The 15,322-nt window shown below is 67.0% G+C and carries 18 protein-coding genes; 8 read left to right on the top strand and 10 right to left on the bottom strand.

The genetic code is table 11. The annotated features are described in order from the left end of the window. Positions 1-37: 37 nt before the first annotated feature. The gene (locus NJQ44_RS00445) at positions 38-1,396 is read left to right on the top strand and encodes an oxidoreductase (RefSeq protein ID WP_254274355.1); all 1,359 of its coding nucleotides are present in this window, start codon (positions 38-40) and stop codon (positions 1,394-1,396) included. A 42-nt stretch (positions 1,397-1,438) separates the two neighbouring features. After that, entirely contained in the window at positions 1,439-2,281 is an 843-nt protein-coding gene (locus NJQ44_RS00450) for an alpha/beta fold hydrolase (RefSeq protein WP_254272719.1), read from the top strand. Here the strand turns inward: NJQ44_RS00450 and NJQ44_RS00455 are convergent. Continuing rightward, positions 2,278-2,820, bottom strand: a complete 543-nt coding sequence (locus tag NJQ44_RS00455; RefSeq protein ID WP_254274356.1) for a MaoC family dehydratase — start codon at positions 2,818-2,820, stop codon at positions 2,278-2,280. The genes NJQ44_RS00450 and NJQ44_RS00455 overlap by 4 nt on opposite strands. Positions 2,821-3,119: 299 nt before the next feature. Between NJQ44_RS00455 and NJQ44_RS00460 the strand changes: the two genes are divergently transcribed. Genes NJQ44_RS00460 through NJQ44_RS00480 form a run of 5 tightly spaced genes read left to right on the top strand, consistent with a single transcriptional unit; the run spans position 3,120 to position 6,477 of the window. Beyond that, a complete protein-coding gene (locus tag NJQ44_RS00460; protein ID WP_254272720.1) occupies positions 3,120-3,416 on the top strand; it encodes an AbrB/MazE/SpoVT family DNA-binding domain-containing protein in 297 nt (98 codons plus the stop codon). 7 nt (positions 3,417-3,423) lie between these two features. Next, a complete protein-coding gene (locus NJQ44_RS00465) occupies positions 3,424-3,975 on the top strand; it encodes a hypothetical protein (RefSeq protein ID WP_254272721.1) in 552 nt (183 codons plus the stop codon). Between the two features lie 48 nt (positions 3,976-4,023). Further along, complete coding sequence (locus NJQ44_RS00470) at positions 4,024-4,569, top strand: poly(R)-hydroxyalkanoic acid synthase subunit PhaE (RefSeq protein WP_254272722.1); 546 nt, start codon at positions 4,024-4,026, stop codon at positions 4,567-4,569. Positions 4,570-4,572: 3 nt separating this feature from the next. Next, positions 4,573-5,988: a poly(3-hydroxyalkanoate) polymerase subunit PhaC gene (phaC, locus tag NJQ44_RS00475; protein ID WP_254272723.1), complete on the top strand. Its 1,416-nt coding sequence runs from the start codon at positions 4,573-4,575 to the stop codon at positions 5,986-5,988. Positions 5,989-6,030: 42 nt separating this feature from the next. Further along, entirely contained in the window at positions 6,031-6,477 is a 447-nt protein-coding gene (locus tag NJQ44_RS00480; protein ID WP_254272724.1) for a TIGR00725 family protein, read from the top strand. On the opposite strand, the gene NJQ44_RS00485 is transcribed toward NJQ44_RS00480, so the two are convergent. Both NJQ44_RS00485 and NJQ44_RS00490 read right to left on the bottom strand, forming a co-directional pair. Then, the gene (locus NJQ44_RS00485; protein WP_254272725.1) at positions 6,478-7,998 is read right to left on the bottom strand and encodes a glutamate-cysteine ligase family protein; all 1,521 of its coding nucleotides are present in this window, start codon (positions 7,996-7,998) and stop codon (positions 6,478-6,480) included. 48 nt (positions 7,999-8,046) lie between these two features. Continuing rightward, positions 8,047-8,541 (bottom strand): DUF7858 family protein, encoded by a 495-nt coding sequence (locus NJQ44_RS00490; protein ID WP_254272726.1) that lies wholly within the window; start codon positions 8,539-8,541, stop codon positions 8,047-8,049. Positions 8,542-8,701: 160 nt separating this feature from the next. On the opposite strand from NJQ44_RS00490, the gene NJQ44_RS00495 reads away from it, so the two are divergent. Beyond that, entirely contained in the window at positions 8,702-9,571 is an 870-nt protein-coding gene (locus tag NJQ44_RS00495) for a transcription initiation factor IIB (RefSeq protein ID WP_254272727.1), read from the top strand. Here NJQ44_RS00495 and NJQ44_RS00500 read toward each other — a convergent pair. From NJQ44_RS00500 to NJQ44_RS00530, 7 genes are read right to left on the bottom strand one after another with little or no spacing between them, the layout of a single operon-like run. Then, positions 9,544-10,212 (bottom strand): MinD/ParA family ATP-binding protein, encoded by a 669-nt coding sequence (locus NJQ44_RS00500; RefSeq protein ID WP_254272728.1) that lies wholly within the window; start codon positions 10,210-10,212, stop codon positions 9,544-9,546. The genes NJQ44_RS00495 and NJQ44_RS00500 overlap by 28 nt on opposite strands. Further along, positions 10,209-10,919 carry a DUF7857 domain-containing protein gene (locus NJQ44_RS00505; RefSeq protein ID WP_254272729.1) on the bottom strand — a complete coding sequence of 237 codons (711 nt, stop codon included), beginning with the start codon at positions 10,917-10,919 and terminating at the stop codon, positions 10,209-10,211. The genes NJQ44_RS00500 and NJQ44_RS00505 overlap by 4 nt, the downstream gene beginning before the upstream one ends. A gap of 33 nt (positions 10,920-10,952) precedes the next feature. Beyond that, positions 10,953-11,720 (bottom strand): DUF7856 family protein, encoded by a 768-nt coding sequence (locus tag NJQ44_RS00510; RefSeq protein ID WP_254272730.1) that lies wholly within the window; start codon positions 11,718-11,720, stop codon positions 10,953-10,955. A 44-nt stretch (positions 11,721-11,764) separates the two neighbouring features. Then, positions 11,765-12,100, bottom strand: a complete 336-nt coding sequence (locus NJQ44_RS00515) for a DUF7855 family protein (RefSeq protein ID WP_254272731.1) — start codon at positions 12,098-12,100, stop codon at positions 11,765-11,767. A gap of 36 nt (positions 12,101-12,136) precedes the next feature. Then, positions 12,137-12,736 (bottom strand): DUF7504 family protein, encoded by a 600-nt coding sequence (locus NJQ44_RS00520; protein WP_254272732.1) that lies wholly within the window; start codon positions 12,734-12,736, stop codon positions 12,137-12,139. A 36-nt stretch (positions 12,737-12,772) separates the two neighbouring features. Further along, complete coding sequence (locus tag NJQ44_RS00525) at positions 12,773-13,048, bottom strand: DUF7854 family protein (protein WP_254272733.1); 276 nt, start codon at positions 13,046-13,048, stop codon at positions 12,773-12,775. Further along, on the bottom strand, positions 13,049-15,145 hold the full coding sequence (locus NJQ44_RS00530; RefSeq protein WP_254272734.1) for a minichromosome maintenance protein MCM: 2,097 nt from the start codon (positions 15,143-15,145) through the stop codon (positions 13,049-13,051). Positions 15,146-15,322 lie beyond the last annotated feature (177 nt).

Raw genomic sequence — 15,322 nt, forward strand, 5'->3', positions numbered from 1 at the left:
CCGGACCGGTTCCCGAGTGCCCGCGCCCGACGCGACCGTGACCGACCTCACCGACCCCGTATCAATCGGCGGCGTCGAGGTGCCGAACCGACTCTATCGCGCGCCGGTACTGGAGTGTGCGGGAACCGACGAGCGGACGGCAGATATTCTCGCCGACGAACTCGAACCGACCGCCGAGTCCGGCGTCGGCCTCGTCTTTCAAGGCGCCAGCATCGTCACGCCCGAGGGCGGGTGTGCCGCCCCGAACATGACGCGCGTCCACGACCCCGCGTTCGTCGCCGGACTCGAACGCGTGACCGAGGCAATTCATGCACACGAAGGTAAGGTATTCATCCAACTCGCCCACGGGGGACTTCGGAGCATGTCGACGTGGCACGCCGAGTACCGACAGCGAAACCCCGAGGAGCGCCAACTGGCCGTCTCGCGCCCGCCGTGGCAGTTGCGGGCGCTGGACCGTGCGGGACTCGTCTCGCTGTCGCCGCGCGTCCTCTCCACAGACGAGGTGTACGACCTCGCAGAGCAGTTCGGTCGGTGTGCGGGGTACGCCGTCGACGCCGGATACGACGGCATCCACCTCTCTGCGGCCAACATGAGCCTGATACAGCAGTTCCTCTCGCCGTTCTACAACCGCCGGGACGACGAGTTCGGCGACGGGCCGACGGACCCGCCCGGCAGCGGCGGCGTTCGCTTCCTCGAAGCGATTCACGACGCGATTCGAGAGTACGCCGGAGACGTACCGCTCGTGACGAAGGTTCCCGCGGAGACTGTCGCCCCTGGATTCGTTCGTAGGCATCTTTCGTTCGCCGACGGCGTCCGCATCGCCGCGCGACTCGACGAGGTCGGGTACGACGCGCTCGTTCCGGTCGAAGTCTCGACGTTCTGGGACATGAGTATCGTCCGCGGCGCCTTCCCCGACCGCGCGTGGGCGGCGAGCGACCTTCAGTCGGCGTACGCCGCCGTATTCGGCGGCCGGTTGCGGGCGCGTGCGGTCGAACTCCTGAACCGGATGCAAGCCCGGCGATTCGACCACGAACCCGGCTGGAACGCCGATTTCTGTCGGGCCGTCCGGAACCGCGTCGACGTGCCCGTCCTGCTGGAGGGCGGACTGAAGACGCGAGCGCACTGCGACCGTTATCTGGGCGAGGACGGCGCGGCAAACCTGGTCGGGATGGCCCGGCCGTTCTACGCGGAACCGCGCCTCGGGACCCGTCTGCTGACCGGCCACGACGCCCTCTGTGAGCGCTGTAACAACTGCACGATTCCGCAGGTCGCGGGGAAACCGGGACGGTGTCGAACGCCGTCGGTCGTCCGGGCCCGCGGACGGCTCGAAGCCGAAGGTGCCTACGAGAGAAATATATCCGACGGCGATGGTACCGACGGCGAGCGTCGGGAGTGACGACCAGTACACTCATCAGACTCCAACACTGAGAGGCGGGCGATGACTGCCGAGATATCGTCGGAGCGCGTCGAAGTGACGGTCGACGGCGACGACGTAGATCTGCACTACCGAACCGGCGGCGAGGGGCCGCCGATGGTGTTTCTGCACGGTATCGGACTGGACGCCGCGACGGTGTCGTGGCGGTACGCGCTCCCGGCCTTGGCGGAGAAGCGGACCGTCTACGCGCCGGATTTGCCGGGTCACGGCGAGAGCGACAAACCAGACCGGGCGTACACGACCGACTACTACCTCGACGCCCTCGAGGCCTTCCTCGACGCCGTCTCGGTCACCGAACCGGCGATAGCGGGCCTCTCGATGGGCGGTGCGCTGGCGCTCGGCCACGCCCTCGACCGCGGTGGTGTCGAACGCCTGGTCCTCGTCGACAGTTACGGCCTCGGGGCCGACGCCTACTGGCGGACCGCCGCGAGCGGCGTCTTCCAGACCCCGGTGCTCGGGAACATGCTCTGGCAAGGCGTGAGCGCCTCGAAACCCGCCATCAGGACCGGACTGCGAAGCATGGGAGCCTCGGAACCGCCACAGCAACTGGTCGACGACGTGGACGCGGTCGTCGACCGACGGACCGTCCGTGCGATGCGTCGCTGGCAGCGCAGCGAGTTCCAGCGGACCGGATTCGAGACGGACTACTCCGGCCGTCTCGGGGAGATAGCGGCCCCGACGCTACTGGTCCACGGCAACGACGACCCGCTGTTGCCCCGGTCGTGGTCGAAGCGCGCGGCGTCGACACTCGCCGATAGCCAGTTGGAGATTTTGGAAAACTGCGGTCACTGTCCGCCACGGGAGCGTCCGGAGCGATTCAATCGCCTCGTTCGGTCGTTCTGTTAGTTCGGCAGGTCGTCGATGAGGACGACGGCTTCGCCGTCGATGACGACGTCTTCCTCTGTGCGTACGCGCGTGGTGAGACGATACTGGGCGTCGCCCAGGTCCTCGACGATTTCACATTCGGCGGTGAGTCGGTCGTCGATGCGGACCGGGTTGTGGAACTCCAAGTCCTGCGAGAGGTAGATTGTGAGTCCCGGAAGGCGCGCGAGTGCGGCGCTGATGAGGCTCCCGACCAGTGTCCCGTGTGCGATGCGGCCACGGAATCGGGTCTGCTCCGCGAACTCCTCGTCTAAGTGGAGCGGGTTCGTGTCGCCGCTGGCGGCGGCGAACTGCCGGATATCGTTCTCGGAGATGGTCTTCGTGAACTCGATGCGGTCACCGACGCCGAGGCGGTCGGGGTGGTCCTCGGAGATTGTGACGTGCCACTCGGGCAGGTCCTCGTCGGGTTCGATTCGCTCCGCCGGGGACGATGTCTCCTCGTCCTGTTGGACCCCGAACGCGGCGAACGCCGCCCGGTTCGCGGCGACGACGCTGTTGAACATGTGTGAGGACGTCTCGGTCCACGTATCGAGAAGCGGATTCCGTGGCGATTCGGAACTCATTGATGTCTGGTATTTAGCGGTCCGGCTATTAAACCTTGGTGTTATATCGAGTTTCTCGGCCCCGAGACGGCTTCTACCGCCCGGCAACGGGGAAATGACGGTTCGATGACTCGGGCGATTTCGGGGCAGGCGAAGGGAAACTGCCCGCTCCCGCCCCGAACCACACGATACCATTGAATGGTATCAGATGGTAACGAACGGAAGTTTTAAGTCGTTGAACAGTGTAGGTGGATGTACAGATGGCCGAAGAGGAGGACGGACTGATGTGGCCCCCGATGTTCAAGGGGATGCAGCAGGCGAGCGAGAACGCGATGGAGCAGCAACAGCAGCTGATGAAGCAGTTGTTCGCCAGCGGCGGCATGCCGAGCTTCGATATGAATCAGCTCGGTGCCATGAGTCAGATGGCGACGTTCAAGACGCGCGTCCAGAGCGGCGGACGCATCAGCATCCCCGACGCCGAGCGTGAAGCGCTCGGAATCGAAGAAGGCGATATCGTTCAGACCGTCGTCCTCCCGGTCAAATCCAACAAAGAGTAATACAACAATGGTAGACTACACCACCCCCGTCACGACCGCATTCGAGATGCAGCGCGCGACAATCGAACAGAGCCAGAAGGCCCTCGAACAGAGCGTCGCCTTCCAGCAGAACATCAACGAAGCCGTCATCGACAGCCTCGACACGCAGGAGTCGGCCCAGCGCCGCGGTGTCGAGCTCTCGAAGACGGCGTTCCACAGCTACCTCGACGCCATCGAGACCACCGTCCCCGGCGTCGCTGGCACGCTCGAGGAGATTCGAACGGCCGTCGACGAGCAGTACGACTTCCTGCTCGAGAACCACGCCGAAGCGTTCGACAACGTCGAGTCCGAACTCCTCGAAGGCGCCGAAGCCTACGACGAGATGGCCGACGACTACGTCGCCGCCGTGAGCGAGCAGGTCGAGATGCTCGTCGAAGCCCACGAGGAACTGGAATCCCAGTCCGTCGAAGTCGCCGAGCAGTTCGGTGACCAGCTCGAAGAGGTCCAAGAGCAGGTCGAAGAGATTCAGACCCAGGTCGAAGAAGTCCAGGCGCAGGCCGCCGACGCCGTCGAGGCGTAACGAACCAGCCGTTTTTTGTGCGCAACAGCGCGAGTTACTAGTACACCAATGAGCGATACGAACCAGATGCAAGACGAATGGGCAGAGATGGTCGAACAGATGAACGACGCGGTTGCCGACTCGATGGAACAGAACATGAAGGCCCAAGCGGCCTTCGTCGAGTCGTGGGCCGACGCCGTCGAGGACTCCTTCCCGAAGGAGGACGAACTCTCCGAGGGCCTGCAAGGCTACAACCGCGCGTACGAGGAGTGGATAGACGCCGCCGAACAGATGGTCGAGCGCTCGGCCGACGCCGCACACGGCGAGGACGTCGACCCGGCGGAGTTCCGCGACATCTGGCTCCAGTCGGCTAACGAGGCGTTCAAGCACGTGATGGGCACATCGGCCTTCGCGGCCGCCAACGGGCAGTTGGTCGAGTCGATGATGGAGATGCAACAGGAGGCCGACGAACTGAACCAGGACGCCATCGCGCAGATGGGCTTCCCGACCCGCAACGACATGGACGAAGTCGCCGAGCGACTCGTCGAAGTCGAGCGCCGACAACACGCCGTCGAGGAGAAACTCGACCGCATCCTCGACCACCTCGAGGAGTAAGTCATGTCCAGTGATTACAACCCGTTCGCGGCCGCGCTCGACTGGCAGACCAAGACCCTCGAAGCGATGTCCGAGGCCGCCGAGACGAGTCAGGTCGCCGACGAGCGCCTCGAACTCATGGAGTCCGTCGAAGTGGGCCAGACGCCCTCGGACGTCGTCTACGAGGAGAACAAACTCGAACTGCTCCACTACGACGCCGAAGCCGCCGGTATCGAAGTCGCCGAGGAGGACAAGGAAGCGGTCCCCATCCTCATCGTCTACGCCCTCATCAACCGGCCGTACATCCTCGACCTGCAGAAAGAGCGCTCCGTCGTGCGCCGTCTGCTGGAGGCGGGCCACGACGTGTACCTCATCGACTGGAACGAGCCCTCGCGGCTGGACCAGCACCTGACGCTCGAAGACTACGTCAACCGCTACATCGACAACTGCGTCGACGTGGTCCGCGAGCGCTCCGGACAGGACGCCATCAACATCCTCGGCTACTGCATGGGCGGCACCATGTCGGTGATGTACACCGCGCTCCACAAGGAGAAGGTCAACGCCCTCGGCCTGATGGCCGCGGGCCTCTGTTTCGACCACACCGGCGGCGTCCTCGAAGAGTGGGGCTCCGACGAGTACTACTCGCCCGAAGACGTGACCGAGACGTTCGGCAACGTCCCCGCGGAGATGCTCGACATCGGCTTCGCGCTGATGGACCCCGTCGACAACTACGTCTCGAAGTACATCCGCCTCGCGGAGAACTTGGAGAACGAGGGCTTCGTCGAGAACTTCGGCCGGATGGAGAAGTGGCTCGGCGACGGCATCGACGTGGCCGGTGAGGCCTACGTCCAGTTCCTCGAAGACGTCTATCAGGACAACAAACTGTACAACAACGAACTCGAACTGGGCGGCGAACACGTCGACTTAGCGAACCTCGACATGCCCGTCCTCCAGTTGATGGGCGAGTACGACCACCTCATCCCGCCGGAGGCCTCCAAGCCGTTCAACGAGGTCATCCCGAGTGAGGACACGACGACCATCGAGTTCTCAACCGGCCACATCGGCCTGTCCGTGTCCTCCTCGACCCACGCGGAACTGTGGCCCGAAGTCGCCCAGTGGTACAGCGACCGCAACAACTCCGAGGTCGACATCGAAGTCGAGTCGCCCGACGAGAGCGACGACCCCGCTGAAGCCGCCGCCGAGGCCGTCGAAAACGTCGCCGACGCGGTCGACGAAACCGACGCCGACGCGCCCGAGGAGAGCGACGCCGAGGCCGCCGACGTGGAGACCGTCAACGGTATCGGCCCGACCTACGCCGACCGCCTGCACGCGGCCGGGGTCGAGACGGTCGCCGACCTCGCCGAGTACGACGCCGCCGAACTGGCCGACCTCGCCGAGACCACGGAGTCCCGCGCGCAGGACTGGCTCGACCAACTCTGAAACGCGCGATACCTTTTTTCGCTGGCCGCCGAACCCGGTGTCATGCGCGTCTCCGTCATCGGCGGGTCGACAGTGACCGACGAACAGTACCGACAGGCACGCACGGTCGGGAGAGTACTCGCGAGAGCGGGGCACACCGTCGTCTGTGGCGGCTTGGGCGGCGTCATGGAGGCCGCTTGCGAGGGCGCGAGCGACGCGGGCGGCCACACGATCGGCATCGTCCCGGGCGAGCAGCGAGCGGCCGCGAACGACTACGTCGAGACGGTCATCGCGACCGGACTCGGCAACGCCAGGAACGTCCTCGTGGTCATGAACGGCGCGGCGGTCGTCGCCGTCGACGGCGGTCCGGGCACGCTCTCGGAACTCGGCCACGCCTTGGACATGGACCGCCCAATCGCCGGACTCGGGACACACGCCGTCGAGGCCGACGGTATCGAACACGTCGATAGCCCAGAAGCGGCCGTCGCCTACGTCGAGTCGGCCGTGTAGCTACTCCAGCCAGTCGACGAAACTCCCGTCGAGCATCGTCTCGCGCTGGCGGTGGATGTACGTCGACTGCATCCCCCAAATCGCCTCGCCGAGGGGGACTCGCTCCTCGACCCGACGGCGGACGTAGTCGTGTTTCCAGCGCGCGGGCGTGCGCCGTCGGTCGACCCGTTCGCGGAGCGGGCGGATGTACTGGTGAGCCTCCTCCGCCGAGAGGCCGCGCTGTTCTAATCCCTCGCGCGCGAGTTCGAACAGTTCGCCGTACAGTTCGTCGGTGGCCGTCGTCGTCGCGCCGTCGACGGTTATCCACTCCATGTCTGCGCGAAGCCCCTCGCGCGTCGCGGCGTAGAAGTTCTCTTTGGCCGTCTCCCACTCCAGCGACTGTACCGGGTGTTCCAAGCGCGGGAGCGTCTCCATCAGTCCGGCGAACAGCGCCTCGAAGGCGATGGCGTCGTCGACGGTCGGTTGGGCCGGGAGCGGGCGGAACTCGATGCGAGCGTTGGCCGCCGACCGCGTCGCCCCCTCGAACACGGGTCGGACCCACCGCCAGTACGAGCCGTGTTTGTGCCGGAAATGGACGAAGTCGTCGTCGAAGCGCGTCCCGGACTGGAGGTCGGTCGGGACGATGGTGTCGTCGGCGACGATGTCGTCGACGGCGTCCTCGACGGTGTCGAAGTCCGGCGGGAAACACACCTTCGGCGGCGTCGGGTCGTCTTCGGGCGGGTTCAGCACGGACTCGAAGACGCCCACGCGGTTCTCCATGTGGGCGTCGGCGACGATGTCTGCGTCCGGCGCGTCGTCGTAGAGGTCCGGCGGGAAGAACGGGGCGTTGACCCCGAGTGCGAGGACCGGTCCGGCGATGCGGAGCGCGTAGCTGAAGTACTCGGGCAGGTCCGGCGCGTGCGGAATCTGGTAGTGTGGCTGGATGGAGGTGATGAGCGACTCGGGCATCACCGTCGTCGCCTCCAGGGAGACGTGGGGCGCGTCGAGTTCGAACGCCGAGGGGTAGTCCGTGTTGGCCATCGTGTGGTACCGGACCGCGTCGGACATGTTCGCCGCTATCCAGACGCCGTCCTGCTCGACGGCGTCACAGAGGTAGTCCCTCGCGGTTTCGCCGTTGGGCGGGACGGTCCACATCCCGTCGGCCACGAGTCGGATTCCCTCCCGTTCGAGTCGCTGTTGGGCCGGGAGCAGCGAGGCTTTCAGTTCGTTTCGCTGGGCGACCAACCCGTGTGAGTTCAGCGGTTGCGGACTCGTCTGCATCTCGGCGTTGTGCAGGCCCAGTTCCGCCTCGAAACCGATGAGTTCGAGCAACTGCCGCGGGACGCGGCGCAGCGCGTCGGTCTGGTCGTCGACGGCGTACAACTCCAGTTCCATCCCGACCAGCGCCTCGGTGTTGTCGAACGTCCCCGACTGAATCTCCGCTTTGAGACGACGCGCTTCCTCGGTGGCCCGGCGACGGAACGCGTCGCCGTCCGCCGCAAGCGCGTCTGCGACTGCGTCCGCCAGTTCCGATGCCGACATAGCCGCGGATTCGCGGCGAGACGTGTTAAGTGTACATCTGTCGAAGCGTCACAACAGGTCCGGCACGTCGCTGCGCGCCTCGGCCAACGGGTCCGTGTCCGACGGCGCGAGCGCACCGTCGATAGCGTCCCGGGCCGCCGGAAGCGGGTCGTGGCTCTCGACGTACGCCGCGAGCGCGAACGTCTGCTCGCCGATGCCGACCAGTTCCATCGCCGTTCGCCGTGCGAGGTCGCCAGCCAACCAGTCAGCGACGATGTCCCGACCCCGTGGCCCGACCGGTGACACCTGTTCGCCCAGGAGGTGCAGGGCCTTCGCGGCGGTGACGGGCGGAACCGACGCGGCGTGCCCGCAGGCGTCGACGGCGCTCCCGGCGGCGTACGCCTCGACGACCGTCGCCGCCTCGGCGGCCGAACACGGCAGGTCGTCCGCGAACGGTTCGAGGCGGTCCGCCAGTGCCTCGTCCGTGCCGTCTACCGTCGCCACCCCGCGGTCACACTGCTCGGCGGTCACCTCGATGCCCGCCGCGATGTCAGACAACCCCATTAATCCCAATTATTCTGTCCTGCAATTTAATACCTCTGGCTCGGCACGCTACCGCCGCTGAACCTACCGGTTACCGGTAGGTAGAATCCCCGAAAACCGGCTCGAAACCCGGGTGAGCATCGCTTTTTTAACCCACCCAGCGGGCGTAGGTCGAACTACAATGAGCGTTGCAACATCGACGGGTTGCCCCGAGTGTGACGGGTCGCTGAAACGGGACGGAACCGAGACGGTCTGTGACCGCTGTGGCCTGGTCGTCGGCGAGGACGCGCTGGACCGCGGCCCCGAGTGGCGGAGCTTCGAAGACGACGACACCGAGCGGGCACGCACCGGCGCGCCGCTGACCCGGTCGCGGCACGACCGCGGCCTCTCGACCGAAATCGGCCGGTCGACCAGACTCAAGGGCCGAAAGCGGCGACAGATGGCTCGCCTCCGCCGGGAACACCGCCGGGCGCAGGTCAGTTCGAAGCGCGACCGGAACAAGATATACGCCTTCACCGAGATTCGCCGCATCATCGGGGCACTCGGCCTCTCGAACGCGATTCGGGACCGCGCGTGCGTGCTGTTCGAGTCGGCACAGAACGCGGACCTGCTGCAAGGGCGGTCGCTGGAGGGGTTCGCCGCCGCGGCGGTGTACGCCACCTGCCGGACCGACGGCGTCGCCCGAACCGTCGAGGAGTTGTGTCGGGCCGCCCGCGCCGATCCGGCGGAGTTGCGGGCCGCCTACGACGCGCTCAACCGCGACCTCGGCCTGCCGACGGGGCCTATCGACCCGCGGTCGTACGTCCCCCGTTTCGCGACGGAACTCGACCTCCCGGACGAGATACGCGAGCGCGCGGAACAGCTCGTCACGGAAGCCCGGGAACGAAACGTCGTCGGTGGACGGAACCCCGCTGGCGTCGCGGCGGCGTGCCTCTACACCGCCGCGCAAGAACGCGGCCGCGACCTGACGCAAGCCGAGGCGGCCGACGTGGCCGACGTGACGCCGGTGACGCTCCGCGGGACCTACACCGACCTGCGGGAACAGGAATAGACGGCTTCGGCGACCGTCTCGAACGCGCTTCTCGCCGGTGCGTCGGGAGCCGTCTGTCGGAGTGGCTGGCCGTGTCGCTGTGCCGCCGCGAGCGACTCGCTCTCGGGGACCGGAACGACCGGCGCGCCGAAGCGCTCGGCGAGCGCTCCCGTCGCGGTATCTGGCCCGACGCGGTTGCAGACGACCCGACAGAGCCCGGCGTCCAGTTCGCGAGCGAGTTCGCGGACCCTGAGCGCGTCGGCGAGCGCCGCGGGCGCGTGGGTCGTCACCAGTATCGCCGCGTCGGCGACGGCCAGCGGCAGACCCACGTCCGCGTGGAGTCCGGCGGGCGAGTCGACGACGACCCAGCGGTGCGTCCGGGCCAGCGTTTCGAGCGTCTCCGCGAGCGCCGTCGGGTCGGCGGCCCGCGCACCAGCGAGCGTGCGGCCGCAGGCGACCATCCGCACCGGTCCCTCGGAGACCGCTTCGTGTGGCGCCGCTCGTCCGGCCAACACGTCGTGGAGGTCCGGGCCGCGCCGGGACGGAAGGTCCGCCATCGCGAGGTCGCCGTCGACGACGAGACCGTCCAGTTCCGCCGCCAAATTGTACGCGACGGTCGATTTCCCGACGCCGCCTTTGCCACCGGTGACGGCCACGATCATGCGAGTCGTGCCAGCGTCTCGGTCGGAACTTCGGCCTCGCTTCGCCGGTCTGCCAGCGACTCGGCCCGGCGGGACAGTTCTCTGAGCCGTCGTTCGTCCGCGGCGGCCGTCGACGCGAGTCGGTCGACAGACGCCAGTCCGCCCTCGGCACGGACCGCCGCCGTCGCCGCCGACAGCGACTCGGCGGCGGCGAGCGACTCCGCGCTGTCGACTCGGCGCGCAATCGTCTCCAGCCAGCGGTCCACCTCGTCGGGAACCGTCGCCTTTCCGGCTTCTGGGGCGAGAGAGTCGGTCTGTTCGCTGGTCACCGAATCGGATTTCCTCGGCTGCGCCGCCGCCCCTTCGACCGGAACGGCGTCGGGGGGCGGCGACGGGTCACCGAGGCACCGAATCACGTCCGCGGGCGTCGACAGGCGCTCCTCGGCCGGGTCGTCGGGAACGGATTCGACGGCGACCAGTTCCGCGGGCGGGTCGGCCGGGGCCGCCGGGGTCGCGTAGCCAAGCGCGTGCGTCTCCGCGTCGAGTACCGCCTCGAACCCGCGGTCGGTCCAGCCAGCGGTCGCCATCCCCTCGCGGCGCGGCGGCCACACCGGGCCGTCGAGTCGATTCCGAATCGTCACCCGCGACGGGGCGGAAAGGCCCCCCACGGTGAGTTCGACGAGCGTCACGCCGTCGCGACGGTCGGTCGTCCAGTCGAGTGTCGCCATGCGAGGGCGTGGCCGCGCGTTCGCTTGTAAACCTCAGCACCGGACGACGGGCGCGTCGAGAGCGTCGGCGGCCGCCCGTGGGGTCTCGAATCTGTCCACCTCGACGACGACTGGGGCCGCCGTGTGAGCGATTCGGAGAACGGCCAGCGCCGCCGGAACCGGCGACGCCTCGAACGGGTCGGTCGGCGTCGTGCCCGGGACGGCCGCCAGCGCCGTTTCGAACCGGTCCGCGAACGCCTCGACCAACCAGTCTCGGGCCTCGCGACGGCGGTTTTCCAGCCTGTCGGCCACCCGGCGCCGTTCGGCCATCCGGTCGCGGTAGGCCCGGGCGACCTCCCGTCGTCGGCGTCTGCTCTGCGTGGCGGCCCGTCGTTCCGTCTCTCGTTCGGCGAGGCGACGGGTCGCCTCACGGACCGCCGTACGCGCCTCGTCGGTGTCGGCCCCCACCGTCTCGCGCGCCACCAGTCGGCCCCGCTCGGTCGCGGCGACTTCTCGGTGGTCCGCGACTGTCGCGTCCCCCGCAGGTGACCGCAGCGGCGGGAGCGTCGGCGGCGTCGAGTCGAACGACGCGAGTTCGTCGTGTAGGTCCGCGATGTCGTCGTCTACCGGCGTCGCTACCCCTCGGGACCGGGCGGCCGCGGCGAGTGCCGTTCGGGTCTGAAGCCCCATTCCGGGACGGACGTGTCCGCAGTAGTCGTACACCGCCGTCGGACGCGGGGACTCGACACTGAGAGGTGACTCCTCGCCGGACACCGCCGCCACGACGACCCCGCCGTCGATGTCCGTGTCTCGGAGGTCCACGACGCGCCCCTCCCGAACCACACTGTCAGCGGTGATTCGCACGCTCACAGGTCGGTCCCCCGCATCTGCCCGGGGGCGGGCAGGTCCCGGCCCGCCGCGAACTGGGCGTACGGCGTCGACGGGCAGTCGCGCTCCTCGTAGGCGCTGGCGGCCGTGCGAACGTGGTCGGGCGCGTCCGACGGCTCGAACGGCCGGACGCGCTCCAGTTGGACGTCGAGACCGTGTTTCTCGTGGAGGCGGAGCGCCTGAAACGCGGCGAACTCCGTCGCCGCGAGCAGCGCCGCGTGCCCGAACCGCCGGACCACACACTCCTCGTGCGCTCGGCAGACGTTCCGCAGGTCGCGACGGGCCGACCGCGAGTACGTGACGAGCAACAGCACACTCGAACGTCCGCCGCCTCGTCGTAAAAATTTACGCTATTTCTGTCGCAACAAACCCCGTGTCCGAACCGCCAGGTCGGTGTCGCGTTGCTCCGCGACGGCGTCGAACAGCGGGGTCAGGGCGTCGACGGTCCGACGGTCGTGCGCCGTCGGGTCGACGTGAAAGTGCGCGCGCCCCCCGGTCCGGTACAGTTGGCGCGTCACGGCGTGGAGGAAGGCGTACACCCTCTCGTGGTCGACGTACTGGAGCAGGGCAGTCAACGAGTCGAAACAGCAGACGACGGTATCGGCCGTTGCGATTCGCTGGCTGAGCGTCACGCCGAGTCCCGTCAGGTCCGCCGGCGTGGCGACGGTGTCCGTTTCGATACCCTCGGGAGCGGTGGCCGTCCCGGACCCGGTATCGCCGACGGTGATGACCCGGAGCGACGCCTCGCCATCGGTCGGCACCGCCGAGCCAGCGTCCGCGAGACAGGTCGTGACCGACCGAGTGTACGTCACCCACAGCACCGTCGCGTCGGCCGGTGCGCGTCGCAACAACGCCGTGCAGATGCGCCCGCCGCCGCCCTCGCCGCTCATCGACGGCGCGGCCACCAACACGGTTCCGGCGTCGCCGAGTCCGGGCGGCAGGTCACACATCGGCGACGCACCGCCGGTGCAGGCACGGCCCGAGCGTCATCGCTCGACAGTCGAGACGCTGAACCGCCCGGGGTCCTCGACCAGGGACTCGACGCGCGCCCTCGCTTCGGGTTCGGACGGCGCGAGGACGACGAGGCCGTCGCTCGGCCCGTCGCCGCTGGCCCGATAGGCCTGCAACTCCCCTTCGAAGTCGGCGGCGTAGGTGCGTAGCACGCCGCGAACGTCCGCTTCGAGGTCCGCGAGCGAGCACTCGCCGTCCTCGAAGGCGGCCAGCGCTTCCTCGACGTTCCGGAGCGCGGAGATGCGGTCCATCTACGTGGTCCGGAGATGGTCGGTGCGCGGTTCGTACACCTCGCCCTTCTGTTTCAACTTCTCTATCTCGTGTTCGGCTTTCGACTCGTCGATGCCGACCTCCTCGGCACGTTCGACCACCACGTCGATGGGCGCGCCCTCGTCGTACTCGTTCTCGATGTCCGCGATGATGCCGCGGATGTTCTGGATGCGGTCGCGCTGGCTCTTGGAGGTGCCCGTCTCGACCACGTCGGCGTCGAACTCCCCCGTCTCGGGGTCGACACCGATTTGCTCCATGCAGTAGCGGGCGATGTCGACGGCCCGTTCGGCGTCGGACTCGTCGACACTGTCCGAGAGACGGATGCGCGCCGACGCCTCCGCCAACCGGACCAGCGCTTCGAGTTTCCGGGCGGTGACCGGCACGGGCGCGTCCTCGTCCTGCCCCTTCACCCGGAGGTCGACGTAGAAGTCCTCGATGACCTCTTTGGCCTCCTCGGTCATCGTCGGGAAGCAGTTTCGCTTCGCGTAGGCGACGTACTTCCGCAGGAGTTCCGGTTCGATGGTCGGCGCGACTTCCTCGGTGACCGTGTCGACTTCCTCCTCGCTGAAGTTCGAGGTGGGGTTTTGGACGCGATGGGTGTGGAGTTCGCCCGCGTAGTTCGTCTGGATGATGTGTTCAGCGAGATTGCGGTCGGACTCCTCGTCGGGTTGGTCCGTGACGGTGAAGATGAGGTCGAACCGCGAGATGAGCGCCGGTTCGAGGTCTATCTGCTCGCCGATGGGTTCGTACTGGTCGAACCGGCCGTACTTCGGGTTCGCCGCGCCCAGCAGCGAACAGCGGGACTTGAGCGTCGCGTTGATACCGGCCTTCGAGACGCTGATGCGTTGCTGTTCTAACGCTTCGTGCATCGCGCTGCGGTCTTCTGCGGACATCTTGTCGAGTTCGTCGATGGCGGCGATACCTTGGTCGGCAAGCACCAGCGCACCGGCTTCTAAGGTCCACTGCTGACCGTCGCCGAAGTCGTCGCGGACGGCGGCGGCGGTAAGCCCCGCGCTGGAGGACCCCTTCCCGGAGGTGTAGACGGAGCGCGGCGCGATATTTTGGATGTAGGACAGCATCTGGCTCTTCCCGGTCCCCGGGTCACCGATGAGCAACATGTGCAGGTCGCCGCGGATGCGCGACCCGTCGGGAAGTTCCTTCGTCACGCCCGAGAACAACTGGATCATCATCGCGAGTTTCTCCTTCTCGTAGCCGTAGATGGAGGGCGCGATGGCCCCGACCATCTTCTCGTAGATGTCGGGTTCGTTGGAGAGTTCGACGATTTCCTTCTTGTCGGCGTCGGTAATCTCCATGTCCTCGAACTGCTCGTCCTCGATGACGATGCTGACGCCGTCCATGTAGATGTCGAACATCGGGGACTTGTCCTGGTCCGAGCCCTGCTGGTCGAGTTTGAGGATACCCGTCGCGCGGACGTGGTCGCCCGCGGTGACCGTCCCAGTGATGTCGTCCTCGACGTTGATGTCGATGGACTGGGGCGTCTCGCCGCCGCGCAGTCCCTCGGGCGACTCCTGCACCCGAATCTTCTGGGCGTCGATGAACTGCGACTGGTCGGTGTTCAGGCGGAAGGGGCCCTGTCGTTCACAGCCCTGACACTCGTGGGGTTCCTGAAAGTCGCCAGCGGTCTGGGGGATGCGGGTCAGCGTCCCACAGCGCTGGCACTCGAAGGCCGCTTCGACGACCTTCGGCCGAACGTCCGTCGCCTTGCGGACGATGCCCTGGACGGCGATGAGGTTGCCGTGGTGTTCGTGGCGGATGTTCCGGATATCCTCCGCGTCCGGGAGGTTCTGCATCCGGACGTGGGCCTGCCCGAGCGAAACGTCGACGGGGAGGTCGTACAGGCGGAGGGCCTCCTCGGCGTACTCTTGCAGTTGTTCGGGCTTGGTGCGGTAGTCGTCGGCGAGGTCGGGGTCGAAGCGATAGAGGTCCTGCCAGTCGACGTACAGCGACTTCTGGTCGTTGGGGTATTTCTGGGCGAGTTCACCGATTTCGTTTCGGTAGTAGTTGCGGTAGAACTCCTCGAAGCGGTCGATGAGTTCGGTGTTCTCGGCGGTCGCCATCTGAGTGCACAGAGGTTACGCCCACTGGCCTAAGAAGGTTCGCAAAGGGTAGTGGAAGTGGTCCGAGCGTGAAGTGAATCGAGAGACTGCGAAGGCCTCGACTCCGAACCGAAGGGGTGTTGGACGAGTGCGAGCGGAGTGAGCACTCGCCTTTTTCGCCCACGTTTTTCAACGAGC

Source organism: Haloarcula marina, assembly GCF_024218775.1.
In the GTDB taxonomy this organism is placed as follows: Archaea; Halobacteriota; Halobacteria; order Halobacteriales; family Haloarculaceae; genus Haloarcula; species Haloarcula marina.

Coding starts and splice junctions, on each gene's coding strand:
- NJQ44_RS00480 (WP_254272724.1), top strand. CDS start 6,031: ATGCGCGTCTCCGTCATCGGCGGGTCGACAGTGACCGACGAACAGTAC.
- NJQ44_RS00455 (WP_254274356.1), bottom strand. CDS start 2,820: ATGTTCAACAGCGTCGTCGCCGCGAACCGGGCGGCGTTCGCCGCGTTC.
- NJQ44_RS00465 (WP_254272721.1), top strand. CDS start 3,424: ATGGTAGACTACACCACCCCCGTCACGACCGCATTCGAGATGCAGCGC.
- NJQ44_RS00460 (WP_254272720.1), top strand. CDS start 3,120: ATGGCCGAAGAGGAGGACGGACTGATGTGGCCCCCGATGTTCAAGGGG.
- NJQ44_RS00470 (WP_254272722.1), top strand. CDS start 4,024: ATGAGCGATACGAACCAGATGCAAGACGAATGGGCAGAGATGGTCGAA.
- NJQ44_RS00530 (WP_254272734.1), bottom strand. CDS start 15,145: ATGGCGACCGCCGAGAACACCGAACTCATCGACCGCTTCGAGGAGTTC.
- NJQ44_RS00450 (WP_254272719.1), top strand. CDS start 1,439: ATGACTGCCGAGATATCGTCGGAGCGCGTCGAAGTGACGGTCGACGGC.
- NJQ44_RS00490 (WP_254272726.1), bottom strand. CDS start 8,541: ATGGGGTTGTCTGACATCGCGGCGGGCATCGAGGTGACCGCCGAGCAG.
- NJQ44_RS00520 (WP_254272732.1), bottom strand. CDS start 12,736: ATGTGTGACCTGCCGCCCGGACTCGGCGACGCCGGAACCGTGTTGGTG.
- NJQ44_RS00485 (WP_254272725.1), bottom strand. CDS start 7,998: ATGTCGGCATCGGAACTGGCGGACGCAGTCGCAGACGCGCTTGCGGCG.
- NJQ44_RS00525 (WP_254272733.1), bottom strand. CDS start 13,048: ATGGACCGCATCTCCGCGCTCCGGAACGTCGAGGAAGCGCTGGCCGCC.
- phaC (WP_254272723.1), top strand. CDS start 4,573: ATGTCCAGTGATTACAACCCGTTCGCGGCCGCGCTCGACTGGCAGACC.
- NJQ44_RS00500 (WP_254272728.1), bottom strand. CDS start 10,212: ATGATCGTGGCCGTCACCGGTGGCAAAGGCGGCGTCGGGAAATCGACC.
- NJQ44_RS00505 (WP_254272729.1), bottom strand. CDS start 10,919: ATGGCGACACTCGACTGGACGACCGACCGTCGCGACGGCGTGACGCTC.
- NJQ44_RS00495 (WP_254272727.1), top strand. CDS start 8,702: ATGAGCGTTGCAACATCGACGGGTTGCCCCGAGTGTGACGGGTCGCTG.